Annotated in this window: 23 protein-coding genes; 2 read left to right on the forward strand and 21 right to left on the reverse strand. The window is 37.4% G+C overall.

All coding sequences use genetic code 11. The features are described 5' to 3' along the window. Nucleotides 1-166: 166 nt before the first annotated feature. The 10 genes from rplS to smc form a co-directional block, all read right to left on the reverse strand. Nucleotides 167-514 carry a 50S ribosomal protein L19 gene (rplS, locus tag CWR45_RS11060; protein WP_115749921.1) on the reverse strand — a complete coding sequence of 116 codons (348 nt, stop codon included), beginning with the start codon at nucleotides 512-514 and terminating at the stop codon, nucleotides 167-169. Between the two features lie 151 nt (nucleotides 515-665). Beyond that, the gene (trmD, locus tag CWR45_RS11065) at nucleotides 666-1,397 is read right to left on the reverse strand and encodes a tRNA (guanosine(37)-N1)-methyltransferase TrmD (RefSeq protein WP_115749922.1); all 732 of its coding nucleotides are present in this window, start codon (nucleotides 1,395-1,397) and stop codon (nucleotides 666-668) included. After that, nucleotides 1,397-1,912 carry a ribosome maturation factor RimM gene (rimM, locus tag CWR45_RS11070; protein ID WP_115749923.1) on the reverse strand — a complete coding sequence of 172 codons (516 nt, stop codon included), beginning with the start codon at nucleotides 1,910-1,912 and terminating at the stop codon, nucleotides 1,397-1,399. Before rimM ends, trmD begins: the two co-directional genes overlap by 1 nt. Nucleotides 1,913-1,923: 11 nt before the next feature. After that, a complete protein-coding gene (locus CWR45_RS11075) occupies nucleotides 1,924-2,310 on the reverse strand; it encodes a YlqD family protein (protein WP_115749924.1) in 387 nt (128 codons plus the stop codon). Between the two features lie 75 nt (nucleotides 2,311-2,385). Next, complete coding sequence (locus CWR45_RS11080; RefSeq protein WP_115749925.1) at nucleotides 2,386-2,613, reverse strand: KH domain-containing protein; 228 nt, start codon at nucleotides 2,611-2,613, stop codon at nucleotides 2,386-2,388. 16 nt (nucleotides 2,614-2,629) lie between these two features. Next, a complete protein-coding gene (gene rpsP, locus CWR45_RS11085) occupies nucleotides 2,630-2,902 on the reverse strand; it encodes a 30S ribosomal protein S16 (RefSeq protein WP_115749926.1) in 273 nt (90 codons plus the stop codon). Nucleotides 2,903-3,082: 180 nt separating this feature from the next. Beyond that, nucleotides 3,083-4,426, reverse strand: coding sequence for a signal recognition particle protein (gene ffh, locus CWR45_RS11090; RefSeq protein ID WP_115749927.1), 1,344 nt, complete (start codon nucleotides 4,424-4,426; stop codon nucleotides 3,083-3,085). A gap of 13 nt (nucleotides 4,427-4,439) precedes the next feature. Beyond that, nucleotides 4,440-4,757: a putative DNA-binding protein gene (locus CWR45_RS11095; RefSeq protein ID WP_115749928.1), complete on the reverse strand. Its 318-nt coding sequence runs from the start codon at nucleotides 4,755-4,757 to the stop codon at nucleotides 4,440-4,442. An 80-nt stretch (nucleotides 4,758-4,837) separates the two neighbouring features. Beyond that, nucleotides 4,838-5,830 carry a signal recognition particle-docking protein FtsY gene (gene ftsY / locus CWR45_RS11100; protein ID WP_115749929.1) on the reverse strand — a complete coding sequence of 331 codons (993 nt, stop codon included), beginning with the start codon at nucleotides 5,828-5,830 and terminating at the stop codon, nucleotides 4,838-4,840. A 14-nt stretch (nucleotides 5,831-5,844) separates the two neighbouring features. Continuing rightward, nucleotides 5,845-9,411, reverse strand: a complete 3,567-nt coding sequence (gene smc, locus CWR45_RS11105; protein WP_115749930.1) for a chromosome segregation protein SMC — start codon at nucleotides 9,409-9,411, stop codon at nucleotides 5,845-5,847. Between the two features lie 440 nt (nucleotides 9,412-9,851). Here smc and CWR45_RS11110 point away from each other — a divergent pair, with 440 nt between their 5' ends. Continuing rightward, entirely contained in the window at nucleotides 9,852-10,076 is a 225-nt protein-coding gene (locus tag CWR45_RS11110) for a DUF1128 domain-containing protein (RefSeq protein ID WP_115749931.1), read from the forward strand. A gap of 62 nt (nucleotides 10,077-10,138) precedes the next feature. Here CWR45_RS11110 and rnc read toward each other — a convergent pair whose 3' ends face one another. The 11 genes from rnc to CWR45_RS11165 all read right to left on the reverse strand — a co-directional run bounded on the left by rnc (nucleotide 10,139) and on the right by CWR45_RS11165 (nucleotide 21,022). Beyond that, complete coding sequence (rnc, locus tag CWR45_RS11115; RefSeq protein WP_115749932.1) at nucleotides 10,139-10,831, reverse strand: ribonuclease III; 693 nt, start codon at nucleotides 10,829-10,831, stop codon at nucleotides 10,139-10,141. A 164-nt stretch (nucleotides 10,832-10,995) separates the two neighbouring features. Beyond that, on the reverse strand, nucleotides 10,996-11,229 hold the full coding sequence (locus CWR45_RS11120; protein WP_115749933.1) for an acyl carrier protein: 234 nt from the start codon (nucleotides 11,227-11,229) through the stop codon (nucleotides 10,996-10,998). Nucleotides 11,230-11,376: 147 nt separating this feature from the next. Further along, on the reverse strand, nucleotides 11,377-12,117 hold the full coding sequence (gene fabG, locus CWR45_RS11125; protein ID WP_115749934.1) for a 3-oxoacyl-[acyl-carrier-protein] reductase: 741 nt from the start codon (nucleotides 12,115-12,117) through the stop codon (nucleotides 11,377-11,379). After that, nucleotides 12,117-13,055, reverse strand: a complete 939-nt coding sequence (fabD, locus tag CWR45_RS11130; RefSeq protein ID WP_115749935.1) for an ACP S-malonyltransferase — start codon at nucleotides 13,053-13,055, stop codon at nucleotides 12,117-12,119. Before fabD ends, fabG begins: the two co-directional genes overlap by 1 nt. A gap of 4 nt (nucleotides 13,056-13,059) precedes the next feature. Continuing rightward, nucleotides 13,060-14,058 carry a phosphate acyltransferase PlsX gene (gene plsX / locus CWR45_RS11135; protein ID WP_115749936.1) on the reverse strand — a complete coding sequence of 333 codons (999 nt, stop codon included), beginning with the start codon at nucleotides 14,056-14,058 and terminating at the stop codon, nucleotides 13,060-13,062. After that, complete coding sequence (gene fapR, locus CWR45_RS11140; RefSeq protein ID WP_115749937.1) at nucleotides 14,042-14,632, reverse strand: transcription factor FapR; 591 nt, start codon at nucleotides 14,630-14,632, stop codon at nucleotides 14,042-14,044. Before fapR ends, plsX begins: the two co-directional genes overlap by 17 nt. Before the next feature lie 235 nt (nucleotides 14,633-14,867). After that, a complete protein-coding gene (recG, locus tag CWR45_RS11145) occupies nucleotides 14,868-16,901 on the reverse strand; it encodes an ATP-dependent DNA helicase RecG (RefSeq protein WP_115749938.1) in 2,034 nt (677 codons plus the stop codon). A 15-nt stretch (nucleotides 16,902-16,916) separates the two neighbouring features. Beyond that, nucleotides 16,917-17,792 carry an L-serine ammonia-lyase, iron-sulfur-dependent, subunit alpha gene (gene sdaAA, locus CWR45_RS11150; RefSeq protein WP_115749939.1) on the reverse strand — a complete coding sequence of 292 codons (876 nt, stop codon included), beginning with the start codon at nucleotides 17,790-17,792 and terminating at the stop codon, nucleotides 16,917-16,919. Between the two features lie 20 nt (nucleotides 17,793-17,812). Beyond that, a complete protein-coding gene (sdaAB, locus tag CWR45_RS11155; protein ID WP_115749940.1) occupies nucleotides 17,813-18,475 on the reverse strand; it encodes an L-serine ammonia-lyase, iron-sulfur-dependent subunit beta in 663 nt (220 codons plus the stop codon). A gap of 495 nt (nucleotides 18,476-18,970) precedes the next feature. Continuing rightward, on the reverse strand, nucleotides 18,971-20,629 hold the full coding sequence (locus CWR45_RS11160) for a DAK2 domain-containing protein (RefSeq protein WP_115749941.1): 1,659 nt from the start codon (nucleotides 20,627-20,629) through the stop codon (nucleotides 18,971-18,973). Between the two features lie 30 nt (nucleotides 20,630-20,659). Next, entirely contained in the window at nucleotides 20,660-21,022 is a 363-nt protein-coding gene (locus CWR45_RS11165; protein ID WP_115749942.1) for an Asp23/Gls24 family envelope stress response protein, read from the reverse strand. Nucleotides 21,023-21,306: 284 nt separating this feature from the next. Here CWR45_RS11165 and rpmB point away from each other — a divergent pair, with 284 nt between their 5' ends. Continuing rightward, entirely contained in the window at nucleotides 21,307-21,495 is a 189-nt protein-coding gene (gene rpmB, locus CWR45_RS11170) for a 50S ribosomal protein L28 (protein WP_085992429.1), read from the forward strand. The last annotated feature ends 525 nt before the right edge of the window (nucleotides 21,496-22,020 follow it).

Here is a 22,020-nt window from a genome sequence, read left to right on the forward strand (position 1 = left end):
CTATTCCAATTCCCAGATAGGCTACGTCCAGCTCCAGCGACTAGCGAGACTTCCCTCACCTCTGTACGTCGCTAAACGGCCGCTTGCACTTTTGGTTCAGTCTTTAAAGTAAAAAAAGAAGCTTGTGCACATTGCCAAGCTCCTTTCTGTTTTTTCGATTCGTGAATTATTTGCGGCGTTCTTTAATACGCGCTGCTTTTCCACGTAGCTCACGAAGATAGTATAATTTCGCACGACGTACAACACCGTGACGAGTAACTTCGATTTTGTCTACTCGAGGTGAATGGATTGGGAATGTACGCTCAACACCTACACCGTAAGAGATTTTTCTTACTGTGAAAGTTTCGCTAATTCCACCATTTTGACGTTTAATAACAACACCTTCGAATATCTGTATACGTTCACGAGTTCCTTCAACAACTTTAACGTGTACCTTTACAGAATCACCTGCACGAAACTCAGGGTGATCAGTGCGTAATTGATCTTTTGTTATGTCTGCAATAAGTTTTTGCATTGTTTATTCTCCTTCCAACCAATGTTCATCATTCACTACAGAACAGCGGAACATCGTTTTTAGTGACTTAAGCACACTTAAGCACAATAATAAATATATCATAAGACAACATGGAGTTCAACAATATTTAATAAAATTTCTAGTAGTAATTTTATTGTTTCTTAATATCATCTAGTATCTGTTGCTCTTCTGTAGTTAATGAAAAATTCTCCAGTAAATCCTTCCTTCTTTCATATGTCCGTTTCAAAGACTGTTTCCTACGCCAAGCTTCAATCTTAGCGTGGTCACCTGAGAGTAGTACTTCTGGAACCTTCATCCCTCTAAAATCTGCTGGTCTAGTATAATGTGGGTGTTCTAATAATCCTGTGGAGAAAGAATCCATTGGTGCAGACTGATCATTACCAAGTACATCAGGAAGTAAGCGCACGACGCTATCAACAACGACCATTGCTCCAAGCTCCCCGCCTGTTAAAACATAATCGCCAATCGATATCTCATCTGTTACGAGATGCTCTCTAATTCGCTCGTCATAGCCCTCATAATGTCCACAAATGAACACTAGATGCTCTTCCTTTGCTAGCTCTTCTGCTTTCTGTTGGCTATAAGGCTCACCTTGCGGGCACATTAAAATAATTCTTGGCTTTGTTGCCTTCACGTTTACGACTGCTTCGATTGCATCGAAAATAGGTTGAGGCTGCAATACCATTCCTGCACCACCACCATATGGATAATCATCTACTTTTGCATGCTTACTATCTGAGTATTCCCTAAAGTCAACAAGATTATAGCTGTATTTTCCTTTCTCACGCGCCTTATTCAATATAGACGATTGAAAAACTCCAGAAAACATTTCAGGAAAAAGGGTCAAAATATCAATATGCATTATTCTAGCAATCCTTCCATTGGTTCAATTACGATTTTCTTTGCTTCAACATCAATTTCCTTTACAACTTCTTCGATATATGGAATAAGCAAATCTTTACCCTTTTCTTGCTTTACAACCCATACGTCATTTGCACCTGGTGACAAAATTTCTTTAATTACACCAAGTTTATCACCACTAGTAGTATGAACCTCACAACCAATAATTTCATGATAGTAATATTCATGCTCATCCAGCTGCGATTGCTGTTCTTCTGATATCTTTAGCTTTAAACCTTTGAATTGCTCCACATCATTAATATTATTCAATCCTTCAAATTGAATTAAATCGAATCCCTTATGCATTCGATGTCCAACAATGATCAACTCTAATAATGTTCCATTTTCTTTTTCAATATATACTGTTTTGCCGACTGCAAAACGTTCTTCAAAATCAGTAATACGATGCACCTTAACTTCGCCACGTATACCATGTGTATTCACAATCTTACCGATATTAAACATTTTATCTTCCATTCTTTCACCTACTACTCATCTATTCTAATTACAACATCATCTTTAATAATAATTGCTGCACTATCAATATCATTCCAATGCGATCCTTCTGTTACTTCAACAAGAGCTTCAACTTCTTTTTCAATAATTTCACTACCTATTTCAAGCATGTCCAGTTGTTCTACTTTAAACTCAACCAACTTAATTTTTTCTTTACGATTATCGATTTCCTGTTGAAATCGTTGCGTAATCTCTTGTTTGGATATACTTGCTTTATTTTGTAACTTTCTTTTTTCAAAAAGCAATTGTTGACACTCTTGTTCAAGTCGCATTTTCTGTTCATTAAATTTCCGATTTATTTTCTCTTTGCTTTTCTCTGTGACAATTTGTTTGATTAGGACCTTTTTGATTATTTTCATCTTTTCTCCTCACTCTCACAAAACGCCTTAATATTCAGCAATGATACGTAAAAGGGAAAGGTATCACCTTTCCCTTTACATAATATCTAAATAAATACGCTTCTTACTATCCGATTTTGTTGCATACACCACTGTTCGAATCGCCTTTGCAATACGGCCGTTTTTGCCGATCACCTTACCAACATCATCCCCGTTAACCTTTAGATGGTAAACTATTTTTGTTTCCTCTTCTGATTCCGTTATTACAATGTCTTCAGGATGATCAACAAGCGGCGTAACAATTGATTCTATTAGGGCTTTCATGATATATCACACCACTTTACTTTTGGTTTTTGATTTCGTGGAATTTCTTCATGATGCCTTCGTTTGAGAATAGATTGCGAACTGTATCACTTGGTTTTGCACCTTTTGTCATCCAATCAAGCGCTTTTTCTTCATCTATTTTAACTTCAACTGGATTAACTACTGGATTGTATGTTCCAATTTGTTCAATAGAACGTCCGTCACGAGGAGAACGTGAATCAGCAACAACGATACGATAAAATGGATTTCTTTTAGAACCCATACGTTTTAAACGAATTTTAACTGCCATTTATTTGCACCTCCATAAAAATGTTATTCACAATTTAAGATTCTAACAGATAATTATTAGTCTGTAAAGTATTTTTCCATTACAACATTAAAAAGTATAAAATACAGTCAGTATTTTTTCACGTGAACAGGCCACGTCAAGCTCAGGCGACACTAGACGATAGCCTTTGCTTTAATTTTTTTACATGAATGGAAATTTCATTCCTTTGCCTTTTTTACCCTTTTGCATGTTGGTCATTTGCTTCATCATTTTCTTCATATCATCAAATTGTTTGAGCAAACGATTGACCTGGGAAACATTTGTCCCTGAGCCTTTGGCAATTCTTTTCTTACGACTTGCATTCATAAGACTTGGATCTTGTCTTTCCTTTTTGGTCATCGACTGAATAATCGCTTCGACATGCACAATTTGTTTTTCATCTATTTGTGCATTTTTAAGACCTTTCATTTTGTTTGCACCTGGAAGCATCGATATTAACTCATCGAGGGGTCCCATTTTCCTTACTTGCCCCATCTGTTCTAGGAAATCATCAAACGTAAATGACATGGTTCTCATTTTCTCTTCTAGTTCTTTTGCTTGTTTCTCATTTACACTAGTCTGCGCTTTTTCGATTAGAGAAAGAACGTCACCCATACCAAGAATTCTTGATGCCATACGTTCAGGATGGAAAGCTTCTAACTGATCGAGTTTTTCACCCATCCCAGCAAATTTTATCGGCTTGCCAGTAACAGCCTTAATTGAAAGCGCTGCACCGCCCCGTGTATCACCATCAAGCTTCGTTAAGACAACTCCTGAGATATCTAATTGTTCATTAAAGCTCTCAGCAACATTAACTGCATCCTGCCCTGTCATGGAGTCAACCACAAGGAAAATTTCATCAGGTACTACTGTTGATTTGATTTGTTGTAACTCATCCATTAAATCTGTATCTACATGAAGTCGACCTGCAGTATCAATAATGACATAGTCATGATGCTCGTTCTTAGCCTTATCAATTGCTTGCTTTGCGATATCTATCGGACTAACCTCTGTCCCTAGTGAAAATACTGGCATATCTAATTGCTCGCCAAGTGTTTCCAACTGCTTAATCGCTGCAGGACGATAAACATCACAAGCAACGAGTAATGGTGAACGATTGTATTTCTTGCGCAATAAGTTAGCAAGTTTACCGGTTGTCGTCGTTTTACCAGCACCTTGAAGACCTACCATCATAATTACTGTTGGTGGACGATCGCTAACAGCAATCTTACTTTGTTCTCCACCCATTAAATCTGTCAATTCTTCTTTTACAACTTTGATTACTTGCTGTCCAGGTGTTAGACTTTCCATTACTTCCTGTCCAACCGCACGTTCCTTAATTCGATTGATTAAATCTTTTACCACTTTAAAGTTTACATCTGCTTCCAGTAATGCTAAGCGTACTTCACGGGTCATTTCTTTTACATCTTGTTCAGAAACCTTCCCCTTACCAGTAATCTTTTTAATTGTACTTTGCAGGCGGTCGGCCAATCCTTCAAATGCCATAGAAGGTGTCCTCCTAATCTAATTCTTTTAATTGTTTTATCAAATCTAACGTATGTGTATCGGTTATGGATGATTCAATTTCAGCAATAAGCGATACACGTTGTTTAAATTTCTCATATAAACGAAGCTTTTCTTCATAGGTTTCAAGCATTGCTTCTGTACGTTTTATATTATCATATACTGCTTGACGCGACACATTAAATAACTCGGAAATCTCCCCAAGGGAATAGTCCTCTAAATAATATAATTCCATATAATTCCGTTGCTTGGGTGTTAACAATGCCTGATAAAAATCCAATAAATAATTTATTCTGTTCGCTTTTTCTAGCATCCTATTCACCCCTTGTTAAGTGAAAATCCTTTACATTATATCATACTGGATTTTGACGTTCTGTCAAGGGATATTGCTTTCTACTCTTCTTCGAGCATGTCAGCAAACAGCCCATATACAAAGGCTTCTGCATCAAACTCTTGGAGATCATTTATTTGTTCACCGAGCCCGACAAATTTCACTGGAAGGTTTAGCTCATGACGTATCGCCAAGACAATTCCACCTTTTGCTGTTCCATCTAATTTCGTTAATACAATTCCGGTAACATCGGCAGCTTCTGAGAAAGTTTTCGCCTGACTCAATGCATTTTGTCCTGTAGTTGCATCAAGAACGAGTAAAACTTCATGTGGCGCTCCAGGCACTTCTCGCTCTATCACTCGTTTTACTTTGGATAATTCATTCATCAGATTTACTTTATTTTGAAGTCTTCCAGCTGTGTCACATAATAATACATCTGCATTTCGTGATTTTGCAGCCTTAATCCCATCGAATATAACTGCAGCCGGATCACTGCCTGAACTTTGTTTCACAACATCGACACCTGCACGTTCTCCCCACACTTCAAGCTGTTCAATCGCACCAGCACGGAAAGTATCTCCCGCCGCTAATACGACCCGTTTGCCTTTCTGTTTCAATTGATTTGCTAGCTTACCAATGGAAGTTGTTTTCCCAACACCATTTACACCAACAACTAAAATAACAGTTAATTCTTTCTCTTGTATATTCAAAGATTCCACTTGTTCCTCATCATCACCATAATATATTTCCACTAGTTTCTCGGAGATGACGTCTTTTACTTCTTTTGTGTCTTTAATATTTTGACGCTTCACTTCCATCTTTAGTTCCTCGATTAAATCCATAACAGTCATTACACCAACATCGGCAGTAATCAGTACCTCTTCTAATTCTTCAAAGAAATCCTCATCTACTTTGCGATATCTTGCCATTAGATCATTCAATTTTGAGGAAAACGAATTTCTCGTTTTTTTCATGCCTTCTTTATATTTTTCGGAAACCTCTTCTGTTTCTGTATTTTTCTTAAATCGATTTTTTAATTTATCCATGAATCCCATCTCAAATTACCTCCCTATAAATTAATTAATTCCTTCGTATCCTCTAAGCGAACAGAAACTAGTCGTGAGACACCAGACTCCTGCATGGTCACCCCATATAAAACATCGGCTTCCTCCATCGTTCCTTGACGATGAGTAATAACAATAAATTGTGTCTGTTCACTATACGTTTTCACGTATTTAGCAAAGCGAATGACATTCGCTTCATCTAGTGCTGCTTCTACTTCATCAAGAATACAAAACGGAACTGGGCGCACCCGTAATATCGCAAATAATAATGCTATTGCGGTTAGCGCACGTTCTCCCCCTGATAATAGACTTAAGTTTTGGAGTTTTTTCCCTGGCGGCTGGGCTACAATATCAACCCCTGTATCCAATAATTTTTTCGGATCCGTCAATTTTAGTTCTGCATGTCCACCATTAAATAATTGTTTGAAAACGACAGTAAATTCATCTTTTATTTGGTTAAAAGTGAAATCAAATCGTTTCTCCATCTCTTCGTCCATTTCATTAATAACCGTGTAGAGTGTTTGCTTTGCCTCGACTAAATCATTTTTTTGATCGGATAAGAATGTATATCGCTCCGAGATACGTTCATATTCATCAACTGCTCCTAAATTAACTGAACCTAGCTGTTCAATATTAAATTTCAGTTCCTTGACAATCTGCTTCGCGTCCTCAATATCCTCTGCCTTTTCATACATTTGCTTCGCTTTTTCATATGTGATTGTATATTCGGTTTGTAAATGGTTTAAGCGATTCTCTAACTCAACATCTAAACGATTTACTTTAACTTCCTTTTCCTGAATTGCTTGTACGAAAATTTGATGCTTTTTATTTTCTTCTTTTAATTCGGTTTCAAGACCTATATTACGCTCTGTTCGTTTCGTACGTTCCTCTCTCTTTTGTTGAATGGATGCTGTAATCTCTTCTTTTTCCAGTCGGCTGGTTTCAATTGTTTGATCAATTTCCTCCGCTGTCTCCGTTGATTGTTCCATTTCTGCTAAATTCGTTAATTCAACGGCCATCGTATCATATTGTTCCTGCAAATCCTCGAGTTGATTTTGTGCCATCCTTGCCTTTTCTCTTTGGTTTTTCACTCGTTCATCCTGCTCGGCAAGTATAACTTGTTGTTGATAATATTCATTTTGCAGTTTTTCCTGATTATCTTTGAACTTAGATTCCTGTTCTGATAAGTCGTCAATCTGTTTTTGGATAGATTCCAAACGATTCGCAATCACTTCTAGTTCTTTCGTTAATTGTTCGTCGCGTGTTTTTAATGTATTGCTGTCCTGCATATACTGGTTTTTATCCTGATCATAGATAGACAGATTATCATTCAATGATTCCAACTTTAATGTTACTTCTCTTACTGTTGCTTGTAATTCTTGAATTTCTTGCTGTTTAACTGATAATGTCACTTCAGCTTGTTGAAGCTGTTCTTCACTAGTAACTATCTCTTGCTTTTCTCGCTGAACTTTTTGTTCAAATAAAAGGATTTTCTTTTGGAATGCAGTTAATTTCTCTGTTATTTCTTGAATATCCTTTTCTCGTGTAAACAGCGATTGATTCGTTTTCTTTTGCGCACCACCTGACATCGATCCACCTGGATTTACAACATCACCTTCAAGTGTAACGACGCGATACTTACGCCCGACAATTTTCGCAATATCGTTTGCATCCTTCAAGGATTCTGCAATAATAACATGTCCCATCAAATGATTTACAGCTCTTTCGTATCGTTCATTCGTATTCACTAGGCTTGCAGCTATACCAATATAACCTTGATGTAATTTAACTTTCTGCTCCATATCCATTGTAATAAACCGTTCTTGGATGGATTTTAGAGGTAGAAAGGTTGCACGCCCATTATTTGTACGCTTCAGCCACATAATTGCATTTCGGGCAGCTTGGTCGTCTTTAACGACGATATGCTGTGCTTGTCCACCTAAAACTGTTTCAATCGCCGTAATATATTTACTTGGTACATCAATCAGTTCAATTACCGCACCCTCAATATGTTCTAATTGATTTTCCTCTCGAGCTTTTAAAACAGCCTTCACACCGTGAAAGAATCCTTGGAAATCCTCTTTCATTTCATCTAACATTTCCTTTTTGGACTTCAAGTTTTCAATATATTGATAACCTTTATAAAGCTTCGACTGTGATTCTTGAAATGAATTCCTAGCCGTTTCTAATCGAAACTTCAGATTCTTAATCTCAGCTGCCGTTTCTAAGTACTCCTTATTTTGTACTTTATATGCGGCTTCCGTTTCTACCTTTTTCTCATGTAATTCTTCTCGCACTTTTAATAAATCCTGGAATTTATCGGCCTGTTTATCTTTTTTACCAGTAATTTGCTTTAATTGACTATGGATCGACTGCTTTTCATTTCGCTTTGCAGCTTGATTATTGAGTAGCTCAATATAGTCTGATTTTAAATCTTCAATTTGATCGAAAATCGTTTCCTTACTTATTTCTAATTTTGCTTGCAGGTTTTTAATCGCTTCTTTTGTTTTTTGACGATCTGCCTGTATATCACTTAACTTCTTTTGTTCCCTTATGAGTTCCTCGTGCATCGTCCCAATCTTTACAGCAGTTTCATTTTTTTGGATACCAAGCTTTTGTTTATTTTCATCAAAATGTTTCGTACGCTCATGCAGCAGTTGTTTTCGACCTTCATATTTTTCTAAATGCTCGGTTGTTGCTAATAATCGAGACTGCTGTGCTTCCATTTCTTCATCGAGCGCTTGAATTCTTTGTTTTTCTTGTTCGATTGCAGATTCTTTTTGTTGGATTGATAATTGCAGACCTTGCTCCTTTGACTTTTGGTCTTCAATGTCAGCAAGAAGTGTTTGCCATCCATTATGTAATTTTTCAATTTCTGCAATTAAAAAAGAAATTTCCTGATGCTTTAATTTTTCTTTTAATTCCTTATACTTCTTTGCTGTCTCCGCTTGTTCCTTCAGTGGATTTATTTGTTGTTCAATTTCATAAATGATATCTTCCACTCGATTTAGGTTTTCCTGTGTTTCCGCTAATTTATATTCCGCTTTCTTTTTCCGTTGCTTATATTTCAATACTCCTGCTGCTTCTTCAAAAATAGTCCGACGTTCATCCGGTTTAGAGCTGAGAATTTCTTCCACTTTACCTTGACTAATGATGGAAAATGCTTCTCGACCAAGTCCAGAGTCCATAAACAAATCTATAATATCTTTTAAACGACAAGATTGCTTGTTAATATAAAATTCACTATCTCCACTACGGTAAACTCGGCGGCTTACACTCACTTCATCATAATCTAATGGGAGGGTATGGTCCTCATTATCAAGCACCAACGTAACCTCTGCTACATTCAAAGCCTTTCTCGTATCACTACCTTGGAAAATAATATCCTCCATTTTCGTACCACGCAGCGCTTTCGCTGACTGCTCGCCAAGCACCCAGCGGATTGCATCTATGATATTACTTTTACCACTTCCATTCGGGCCAACAACCGCCGTCACTCCTGGTACAAATTCAACATTTATCCGCTCGGCAAATGATTTAAACCCTACACTCTCAATTCGTTTTAAATACATACTAAATTCTCCTATTATTCACAAACTCACTTGTCGCCAAGCCTTTAGGTGACAACCTTGGTTGCACATATAAGCTAAGAAACTAGGGCAACGCCCAAGCCATTATCCGACGGCCATAATCACTTATTTTAATAAGTGGTATATCTCTGTTCTAAAATACACGTTATTATCATTATTTATTTCAGGCGGATTTATTAGTATTGTTATCTCCAGTTAATGAAGCTAACAAATAGTCTTCTCTTCATGCGCTACTCCGGAAATATCATCGTACACTCTCGCTAATAATTAATAAAAAACGAATAATCCTTGTAATTTAAACTGCTACACTAAACAGTTGGCTTTTTACCGCATTTATTTTATCATAAAATGAGAAACAAAAGAAGCTTACACATTACTTATACTTATTGTCACTTTAATTTTGGATAACGAGGAGGGATTAAATGGATTTATCAATTGCTTCAGAAGAAAATTTAAAACATTTGTTAAATGATTTAGCAGTAAGGCTACAGGTCGTTAATGTTTCATTATTGGATGCGGAAGATTATGATCTAGAAAAATATGATGATATAAAATTTCTCTATGATATTGTAGTTAAGAAGGGAAAGTTATCTACACTCGAAACACAAGCATTCCTTGAAGAATTAGCAGGTGTTAGAATTAAATAAAGTCGAACAAAGGCTGTGATTCAATATCGAATCACAGCCTTTGTTCGACTCAAATGATTTCTTTATCTATTTATTTCACTGAACTTGTCTAATGCGTGTTTTGCAGCTCGTTGTTCAGCTTCTTTCTTAGTTCTACCGAGTCCTTCTCCAGCTAATTCATTGCCAATTAATACTTGGGATATAAATTCTTTATCATGGGATGGGCCTCTTTCTTCAACAATCTTATATTCAATCCCTTGATTTTTAACTGCTTGTATTAATTCCTGCAGCTGGCTTTTATAATCCATCGCATGCGAAAAAGCACCTGTTGATATTTTCGGAAAAACATGATCTTTTAGAAACTGTAACGCTTGTTCAAAGCCTTGATCTAAATAGACAGCACCAAGAAATGATTCAAATACATCTGCTAAAATAGCTGGACGTTCTCTACCACCGGTTTGTTCTTCTCCCTTACCTAGCAGTAAAAATTTACCAAATTCAAGATTCTGTGCAAAATCCATTAGCGATGGCTCACAAACGATAGCAGCACGTAATTTTGTCAATTCTCCCTCAGGCATATCGCTATTTTTCCGATATAAATATTGTGATACACCTAATTCAAGAACTGCATCACCAAGAAATTCCAAGCGTTCATTATCCGAAATAACTTCGTGCCGATGCTCATTAACATAGGATGAATGTGTAAAAGCCTGTTTAATCAAATCATGATTATTAAAGGTCATCTTTAACTGTCTTTCTAATTGTGCAACATCCATAATGTCACCTCTAGTCTGTAATATGCAGAAAGTCTCGCATATAGCGAGACTTCATTTTTTGGTAGGTAAAAAAGTATAAAAACTTTCTCACTACATAAGGCCAACTATGGCTATCACCTAAAAGCTTGGTGACAACCATGTTATCTAATGTAGACTGGGACTAATTACTGTTTGCTATTTATGTAGTTAACAGCGTCACCTACTGTATTAATATTTTCAGCTTCCTCATCAGCAATCTCCAAATCGAATTCATCTTCAAGCTCCATTACAAGCTCAACAACGTCTAGAGAATCAGCTTCAAGGTCATCTTTGAAAGATGCTTCCATCGTTACTTTAGACTCTTCAACATCAAGACGATCGATAATAATTGTTTTGATACGATCAAATACTTCTGCCATTTACTTCACCTCCCTCCAAGTAGTATAAAGATTTTTTAATAAAAAATCTAGTTATCAAAAAATGATAATAAAAATCTTATTATTCTGAGCAAACAGCCATTCCTCGAACTCATGAATTATTTGCTAGTAGTTTCCAGAATTTTAGAGTTACATAACCATCCCACCATCGATATGGATGGTTTGCCCAGTAATATAATTTGCGTCCTCTGATGCAAGGAAACGAACAACCCTAGCCACGTCTTCAGGCGCTCCAAGCTTCGCTAATGGAATTAGTGCTAGCATCTGCTCTCTCTGCTCTTCTGTAAGCACATCCGTCATATCAGTTGAAATAAATCCTGGTGCAACAGCATTCACAAGAATATTTCTTGATGCGAGTTCTTTTGCAGTTGATTTTGTTAAGCCAATCACACCAGCCTTCGCTGCAACATAGTTCGCTTGCCCTGGATTGCCACTAACGCCAACAATGGAAGCAACATTAATAATTCTACCAGCCTTTTGCTTCATCATTTGTCTCGTTACCGCTTTTGAACAAATAAAGGCGCCCTTTAAGTTCGTATTGATTACTTGATCAAATTCTTCCTCTTTCATTCGCATTAACAAATTATCTCTGGTTATACCGGCATTATTCACAAGAATATCAAGGCTTCCAAATTGGCTGATTGCTTCTTTAATCATTGCCTTTACTTCTGTCTCATTTGCTACGTCTGCTTGAACCTTAAATGCTTTTACTCCAAGCTGCTCTACTTCTTCTACAACCGCCTGTGCTTTTGCTTCATTTCCTGCGTAGTTAATCACAAGGTTCACACCGTTTTTTGCTAGTTCTAAAGCGATCGCCCGACCAATTCCACGGGATGCTCCAGTAATTAATGCACTTTTACCTTTTAACATCATGCATCCTCCTTGTACCATGCGATAAATTCATCCATTGATTTCATATCCTGGATTGCAAATGTTTGTGCTTTTCGATCAATTTTTCTTAATAATCCAGAAAGTACTTTTCCATTTCCGACCTCAACAAATGCATCCACATCTTGTTCCAGCATATGACGAATGGACTCTTCAAAACGAACCGGGGAGTACAATTGCTTGATTAATAGCTCTTTAATCTCATTGCTTGAAACAACTGGCTGCGCTGAAACATTTGCATACACAGGAATAGCTGCATCATGAATTTCAACTTCATTTAAATAGTTAGCGAATTCTTCATTTGCCGATTTCATTAATCTTGAATGAAATGGTCCACTAACGTTTAACGGCAGGACACGCTTTGCACCATGCTCTTTTAGTAGAGCTGATGCCTCTTCAATTCCTGCTTGAGATCCGGATATCACAACTTGTCCAGGACAATTTAAGTTGGCTATGTCAACAATCTCTTCTGTTATTCCCTTAAGAGCTTGTACAATTTCCTCTTGTGATAGTCCAAGTACAGCTGCCATTGTACCTTGCCCTTTAGGAAATGCCTCTTCCATTAATTTACCTCTAGTTGCAACAAGCGGTAACGCACTTTCAATTGACAATGCTCCTGCTGCAACTAATGCACTATATTCACCTAGACTATGACCAACTGTCATCATCGGACTAATTTCTGCACCTGTAAGTAATTTATGTATCGCTATGCTCGTTAATAACAATGCTGGTTGTGCGTTCTCTGTATCCGTTAAGCTTTCTGCAGGGCCTTCAAACATCAACGAAGTAATATCCTTATTTAACAAATCATTTGCTTGATTGAACAGGTCTTTAACTTCTGGAAATTGATCATAGAACTCTTTCCCCATTCCTACAGCCTGGGAACCTTGTCCTGGGAACATAAATGCTACACGTTTCATACGCTCACTCCTTATCTAGTTTAATTGTTTCTACCGTCGTTTTAATAGTATTGGTTACATCATTATCGACCATATGTTTCGCCTGCTTAATTGCGCTTGCGATTGCACGTGCATTTGACGAACCATGCGCTTTAATGACTGGGGCAGCTAAACCAAATAAACCAGCACCACCGTATTCCGAATAATCCAGTTTATCTTTTAAGCTAAGTAAATCATTTTTTAGCATCCCTGCAGCAAGCTTTGTTTTCATTGACGACATTAATGTTTCCTTCAATAATTTAAAAATCGTTTGTGCAGTGCCTTCAATCGTTTTTAATGCTATATTGCCACTAAAACCGTCAGTAACAACAACATCCGCAACTCCATGTAAAATATCACGTGCTTCTACATTGCCAATAAAATTAATTGGCGCTGCTTGTAATTCTGAAAATGCTTTTTTTGTTAGCTCATTCCCTTTACCATCTTCAGTACCGACATTTAATAAGCCGATTCTTGGGTTTTTAATGTTTCTCACTTTCTCTGCATAAACAGAGCCCATTATCGCATATTGAACCAAATGCGATGGCTTTGCATCAACATTTGCACCTACATCAAGCATCAGAACACCCTTACCATCAATCGTAGGTAAGGTAGGACTAAGAGCAGGACGGTCAATTCCAGGAATCCTGCCAACAACGAATAATCCAGCACTCATTAATGCCCCAGTATTGCCTGCAGAAATACATGCATCTGCTCGCCCTTCTTTTACTTCATTCGCCATAAGAACGAGCGATGCATTTTTTTTGCGGCGGACAGCTCTCACTGGCTCATCATCACCAGTAATCACTTCTTCCGTATGGATAATATTTATATTAGTTGAGTTTGTTAGAAAAGGGTTTATCTTATTTTCATCGCCTACTAATATTATCTGCAGATCGTCTAATTGGGACACAGCCGCCATTGCACCTTCAACAATTTCCTTTGGTGCATTGTCGCCACCCATTGCATCAACTGCTAGTCTCATTTGATATTTCCCCTTTTTGATCATTGGATTGGTACATATAAAAGATTCCTGTAAATACTTTTTCTTTCCCTACATAGCTATTCACGTTTACAATCGTTAAACCTTTTTCTTTTCCTTCAATAGTTGCCTTCGCAATTACTCTTTCACCGGCCTTTACTTGTCTTGTAAACCTTATTTCAGATTTAGCAGTAAGTGCCAATTCATCGTTAATTACCGCAACAGCAAGCGAGTTTGCCTGTGCAAATAAATGGTGACCCCTTGCGATTTTATTTCGCGAAAAGACAAGCTCAGATGTAATATCAAGAATAGAGATGGCACGTTTATCTAGCTCTAAATCAATAATATCACCAATTACTTCTTCTAATGGTAATGCCTTTAACGTTTCATTCCATTGATTAGTTGCAACATATTTGATTCTTTCTCTAAGTTCTGGGATAGAAAGTTCCATTCGATCCAACCGGATTGTTTGTATACTTACAGTGAAAAACTTTGCAAGCTGTTCATCTGTTATAAATGGAGTCTCTTCTATTTTCTCCTTTAACAATAATTGACGCTCTGTCTTTGTTCGTTTCATTATTGCACCATCCGCATTTACATTTCATATTTTTTGTAACAGGTTATGGAGTAATAATTCTCACTTTAATCATAAAGGAGAATCTAAATCTTTTATTTTATTTTTAGGCTCATCTCTAAAGTTTGCTTCCTTACCAAATTACGGATAAAATAATTAAACTTCAGTGAATGAGTTGTATTATGACTTGGTACTAATAGTAATATATAATAGCATCTCTATTTATGCAAGCATTGATTTAATCAAGTTTATCTGTAAATGTATGATTTTTTTCTAAATAATTCCTCAGAGGAGTAAATGCAGCATCTTGCTCCAATAAGTTCTGCTCAATAATTTCCGCTGCATCATTACGAGCAGTTTCCAGTGCACGGTAGTCATGAATCATGTCTGCTACTTTAAATTCTGGTACACCACTTTGTTTTTTTCCGAAGAAGTCCCCTGGTCCTCTCAGCTTCAAATCCTGTTCAGATAGTTCAAATCCATTCGATGTTTCAGTCATTATCCGCATCCGTTCTTTCCCTACTTGCCCTTTGGGATCAGCTATTAAGATGCAATAACTTTGTTTACTTCCTCGGCCTACTCTACCTCTTAATTGGTGCAACTGCGACAAACCAAAACGTTCCGCATCATATATAACCATGATTGTTGCATTCGGGACATTTACTCCAACCTCAACCACTGTCGTCGAAACGAGGACTTGAATTTCATTCGCAGCAAATTGCTTCATTATCTCTTCTTTTTCAGTTGCTTTGAGCCTGCCATGCATCAGACCAACATTAATTTCAGGAGGATAAAAAGCTTGTAGTTGGTTATGAAGATCAACTGCATTTTGAATATCCAATTTATCTGATTCCTCGATAAGCGGACAAATAACATATGCTTGTTCACCGAAGCCGACATGCTTTTCAATCATTGTGAGGACACGATCGAGCATATTTTCCTTCGCCCAGTGAGTCTCGATTGCTTTTCGACCAACAGGCATCTCATCGATTACCGATACATCCATGTCACCGAAAGCTGTAATTGCGAGCGTCCTAGGAATAGGAGTAGCTGTCATAAACAGTACATCAGGATCGAGCCCCTTCTCTCTTAATGTGCGACGCTGTTCCACCCCAAATCGATGCTGCTCATCTACAATAACAAACCCTAAGTCATCAAATACAATATCATCTTGAATGAGTGCATGTGTCCCAACAACGATATGTACTTCATGGTTCACCATTTGTTCTAAAATCCCTTTACGTTTCTTGCCTTTTACAGAACCTGTAAGTAAGGCAATATTTGCACGTTCACCAAATAATTCTGTTAAGGATTGATAGTGTTGTTCAGCCAAAATTTCCGTGGGCACCATTAATGCACCTTGCTTACCAGCTGTGAGAGCCGCATATAAGCTAATAGCTGCTACTGCTGTTTTCCCTGAACCTACATCCCCCTGTAGTAGCCGATTCATTCGATAAGGAGATTTCATATCAGCCAGTATTTGCTGTAAAGATTTCTCTTGAGCATTCGTTAATGAAAATGGGAAATCATGAATAAATTCCTGGAGTTTTTGTGGATCATAAAGTTGGGCATTTCCTTTTGTTGCTTCACGATGAATCTTTCGTAATAACTGCATTTTTAGCTGAAAGAGTAAAAACTCTTCATAAATAAATCGGCGTCTCGCATGCTTTAAAGCAATACGATTAACTGGAAAATGCATGGTTCGTATCGCTGTTTTTCGATTTGGTATTTTATAAGATTGTAAATACTGTTCTGGCAATAGCTCTTCAATCTCATTTCCATAACTATTCAGTGCCTGCTTAATTGTTTTCTTCAATTTCACATTTGTTATGTCACCTTTTAAAGCATATAAACCTTGGATTTCCTCATCTGTACTCGCTGGCCCCTTTTTATAATGGTCTACGGTTATTTGTAAACGATGCGCATCCCACTTGCCAGTTAGCGTTACAATATCATCCGCATTTAGTTGTTTTTTGGCAAATGCACGATTAAACATTACTACTTTTATTGCAACATTTTCTACAATGACTGTAAATGATAGCCGAGATTTCTTTCTTCCAAAAAAAGTAAGAGAAGGTTCGTGAACGACCCTTCCCTCAATCGTAACTCTATCATCATGAATTAAATCACTTAAGGCTTTGATTTCATATTCATTGTATCGACTAGGAAAATAAAGTAATAAATCATATATGGTATAAATATTTAATGCAGCTAGATCTTCTGCAAATTTTTCACCTACACCTTTTATTTCCAATACAGAATCACTAAGCACAATCGATCACTCTTTCTATATGGACATTCCAAAAATTTTTTCTTTTAATAATCGCCCCGTTGGTGTATCCGCTAGTCCACCTTCACCAGTTTCTCTCAAAGAAGAAGGCATTTGTCTACCGATTCTGTACATTGCTCCAATTACTTCATCACAAGGGATTCGGCTAACAACACCTGCCAAAGCCATATCTGCAGAGACAATTGCTTGCGAAGAACCGAGTGCATTTCGTTTTACACAAGGGACTTCAACAAGACCTGCAACAGGGTCACATACGAGTCCAAGCATATTTTTTAATGTTATTGCAAATGCTTCTGCGGATTGTTGGGGCGTTCCACCTGCCATCTCAACAATTGCAGCAGATGCCATTGCACCTGCAGAACCTACTTCTGCTTGACATCCACCAGCAGCACCAGAAATAAACGCATTATTCGCGACTACCATCCCGAATGCACCCGCAGTAAATAAAAAGCGAATCATTTGTTCACGCGTTGCATTTAACTGGTCCTTCACGGCAAATAAAGCACCTGGTACACACCCAGCACTACCTGCTGTTGGCGTTGCACAAATAATTCCCATCGCTGCATTTACTTCATTTGTCCCCATCGCTTTACTCACAGCATCCATCATCACTGGGCCAGATAATGGAGTCTTTTCTTTCATATATTTTTGAATAAGTACTGCGTCGCCACCTGTTAGCCCAGTAGTAGATTGTACACCTTTTAATCCGTCCTCAATTGCTTTTTCCATCACTTGAAGATTACTTTCCATCTCATCGAGTACCTCTTCACGAGTTTTCTCTTTTACATCCATTTCTTGGCGTATCATTATTTCAGAAATAGATAATTGTTCATTGTCAGCTAGCTCTACTAACTCTGCAACTGTTCTAAACATTTACATGCTCCTTTCTATATTTAACTGACAATCTTGGCAATACTAATAATATGTTCTGCATTCTTTAATTCTTCTAAGATAAAATCTTCTACATTTTGATCAACTTCTATGACCATTAAAGCCTCTTTTCCAACGTCTTTACGATTTACTTCCATATGTCCGATGTTTATTTCGTATTTCGCTAGTATTCTAGTAACTGATGCTATTGCACCAAAGCGATCACTATGCATAATAAGGATTGCCGGATGATTTCCAGATAAACGCAATGCAAACCCGTTTAATTCAGTAATCTCTACTTTTCCACCACCGATAGATATTCCAACAAGTTCAAGAGACTCCTCGTCATTCCCAATAATCAATCTTGCAGTGTTTGGATGATCGCTCGAAGCACTATCTTCAATATATTCAATATTAATTCCACGTTGTTTGGCAATGTCTAGCGCTTTACTCATCCGTGGATCATCTGTTGCAAAGCCTAATAACCCCCCCGCTAAAGCAAAATCTGTTCCATGTCCTCTATAAGTTTTAGCGAATGACTCATACAAATGTATTTTGGCCCATTTCGGTTCTTCTCCAAATAAGTTTCTTGCCGCAAGCCCAATTCTTGCAGCACCGGCCGTATGTGAACTCGATGGTCCAACCATAACAGGTCCAATAATATCAAAAACTGAATTATATTTCATGAAAGACCACATCCCCTCTCCATTAGAAATATTAATATCCTAAATAAATTATAACAAAAAAGGTGCTTTTAATCACTTTGTAGTTAATAATAGAAAAAAAGTTGATATAAACTGTGAACTAATGAAAATTATTATTTGAGATCCGGACAGTTGTTGTTATTCACATATGAGTTTCCATTCGTTCACTTTAATCAACGGTGACTCTTAGTGGTAAGTTACTCTTTTATATGCGATTTTTAACCCTAGCGGAAGAAATACACAGAGACTTCTGCGGGAAGAAGAGCCTAGGTGAGACTACGAAGCGCGATAGCGTGAGTAGGCTCACCAGCTCGCCGCGAAAAGCGTAGTGTATTTCTGGAGCGACTAGCCTGAGAGCCTTGAGCAAAAACTAATCTGCAGTTTATATAAATAGTGCTGAGACGCCAATTACATTGGAAAGGTTGAAAAACAAACACAAAAAATTCGCCTTAATGATTCATTAAGGCGAATTTTTTGTTATTCAACAGAAAAGATATACGAATAAATTGGTTGATCACCATGATGTACTTCAATTTCCACATCTTCATAAGCTTCTTCGATATAAGCTACTAGCGCGTCGATTTCTTGCTTATCAACATCTTCACCATATAGGATCGTTAAGATCTCGCTATCTTCCGAAATCATCTCTTTTAATAATAGTTTAGTCGCTTCTGCTTTATCTTGATGTGTTGCCTTTATCTTGCCATCTTCAATTCCCATAAAATTACCATTTTTAATTGTGATGCCTTCAATTTGTGTATCCCTTACAGCATATGTTACTTGTCCAGTTTTTACTTGTCTTCTGGCTTCATCCATTGCATCCTTATTCTCTAAAATATCTGCTTCTGGATGAAATGCTAGCATTGCTGTAATCCCTTGTGGAATGGTTGTTGTCGGCACAACTACTACATCTACTTCTGCTAATTCAGCCGCTTGATCTGCCGCCATACGGATATTCTTATTATTAGGCAAAATAATTACATTTCGAGCGTTCGCTTCTTTGATAGCATCCGTAATATCTTTCGTACTCGGATTCATCGTTTGACCACCCTCAATAACAACAGATGCGCCAAGGCTTTCAAATAATGCTTTCAAACCTTTACCCATTACTACCGTAACAATTGCATACTCTTTCATCTCTTTCTGTACTGCTTTTTCGTTTTCCCCTACTAATGCTATATGCTGTTCGCGCATATTTTCAATCTTCATGTTAATTAAGCTACCATAGCGTTGTCCAAGTGATAAACAAGTTCCCGGAGTCTCAGAATGAACATGTACTTTAACAATTTCTTCATCGGAAACAACGAGTAAAGAATCACCAATCTCACTTAACTCTTGTCGAAAAGCTTCTTCATTGTATGGATTTTCAGCTAATTTATTTTCTTCGAATTTAACCATGAATTCCGTACAATAACCGAAAACAATATCGGAAGTATTCATGAAATCTTGTGTCACACGATGGTGTTCAGCATTCACCATTTCTTCCATTTCGAATTCCAGAGAAGATTCAGGTAGTTCTTCACCTTTAAGAGCTGCCAAAAATCCTTCGTAAATTGTTACAAGTCCTTGTCCACCAGAATCCACAACACCGACCTCTTTTAAAACAGGTAGTAAATCTGGTGTACGTTTCAATGATGCCTTAGCTTCAGCTAATACTTTTTCCATTAATCCAATTAAATCATTTTCCGTTTCAGCCACTTTTACAGCTTCTTTAGCAGCGTCTTTTGCAACTGTAAGAATCGTTCCTTCTACAGGCTTCATAACTGCTTTATACGCTGTTTTTACACCTGCATCAAAACAAATAGCTAAATCTTTAACGGTAACCAACTCTTTATTATCCATACCTTTTGCAAATCCTCGGAATATCTGTGAAAGGATTACACCTGAATTCCCTCTCGCTCCCATTAGAAGTCCTTTTGAAAAAGCATTTGCTACATCAGCGGCATGTTCGCCTTTTAATTTTTTAACTTCATTTGCTCCAGAAGTCATCGATAAATTCATGTTCGTCCCTGTATCTCCATCAGGCACCGGGAAAACATTCAATGCATCGATTTTTTTGGCATTATTTGTTAAATGATGCGCACCAGCAAGAATCATACTAGTTAGAACTACACCATCAATTTTTTCAACCCTCACTATATTTCCTCCTCAAACGTTAGCAAAAAATTAGTCTTTCGCTACACGTACTCCTTGAATATAAATATTTATGGAGTCAATGTTTAATCCTAATGATTTATTCAATGTATACTTAACTTGTGATTGTACATTGCTCGCAACCTCAGAAATCTTCGTTCCATAACTAACAATAATATACATATCAATATGTAACTCATCATCTTCTTGACGTACGATGATGCCACGAGAGTAATTTTCTTTTCTCAGAATTTCAGCGATTCCATCTCTGATTTGGCTTTTTGAAGCCATACCAACAATACCATAACATTCTACAGCAGTTCCACCAGCAATCGTAGCGATAACGTCATTTGTAATGGTTACTAGGCCATCCTTCGTATTTAATTCTATGGACATAATTATCCTCCTCAAAACAACTGCTTATAATCTAAGCAAATTATACTACATACTAAACGTTTTTAAAAGCAGGTGCTAATACAAACCCACCTTGAAATCCATTTCGGAATAAAAGTTGTAATAACTATAGTAGAAAATTTCTATTATTACTTTGGACGATTATAATTAATCTGTCAAGTATTTATTCTTTATATTACATGTAAATTTTGATTGCATTCTTGTCATTCTTGTGGTAAATTGTATAAGTATTAAAAGACACGAGTTCTCGAGTAAGGAGGGATAACATGGCTAGAAAATGTGTTGTAACTGGACGTAAAACTCGCAGTGGTAACCAACGCTCTCACGCTATGAATTCCAACAAGCGTAATTGGAAAGCTAATGTACAAAAAGTGCGTATTATGGTAGACGGAAAACCTAAAAAAGTTTATGTTTCTGCACGCGCCCTTAAATCAGGTAAAGTTGAGCGCGTATAATATACCGTTCAGGTAATGTAACTAAAAGCACCTATTTATTATAAATAGGCGCTTTTTTTCATTTCCACATATATTTTCTCTAAAATCTCATTCCGTATCATCGTCGCTATTTAGATAGACTGCGGAAGGACTGTCGTGCATCCTTGGGGCAACAGCAACACGGTCTGCTCCATCGAAAGAAAACCACTGGCGATGGATCTTCAGCCGTTGCTATTCCTGCAGGACAAGGATGGCTTCAGCAGGGTTACATCGCACGATGAAAATCGTTTATATTTTCAAGGAGGCTCCTATCCTCCACTCCAATCAACGGCCATGAGAGATGGAACTGCGATTCTATCTAATTTAGGGATAGATTTTTTACTCACATCCCCAGCGGAGAAAATACACGAAGACTCCTGCGGGAGGAAGGGCCTCAGTGACTTCGAAGTGCTATAGCACAAGAAGGCTCTCCAGCCCCCGCGGAAAGCGAAGTGTATTTTCGGAGCGACTGGCTCAAGAGCATATGATTCAGTTAGTTCGTAATTT

Origin of the sequence: Oceanobacillus chungangensis, from assembly GCF_003369565.1 — a bacterium.
Lineage (GTDB): Bacteria > Bacillota > Bacilli > Bacillales > Amphibacillaceae > Oceanobacillus > Oceanobacillus chungangensis.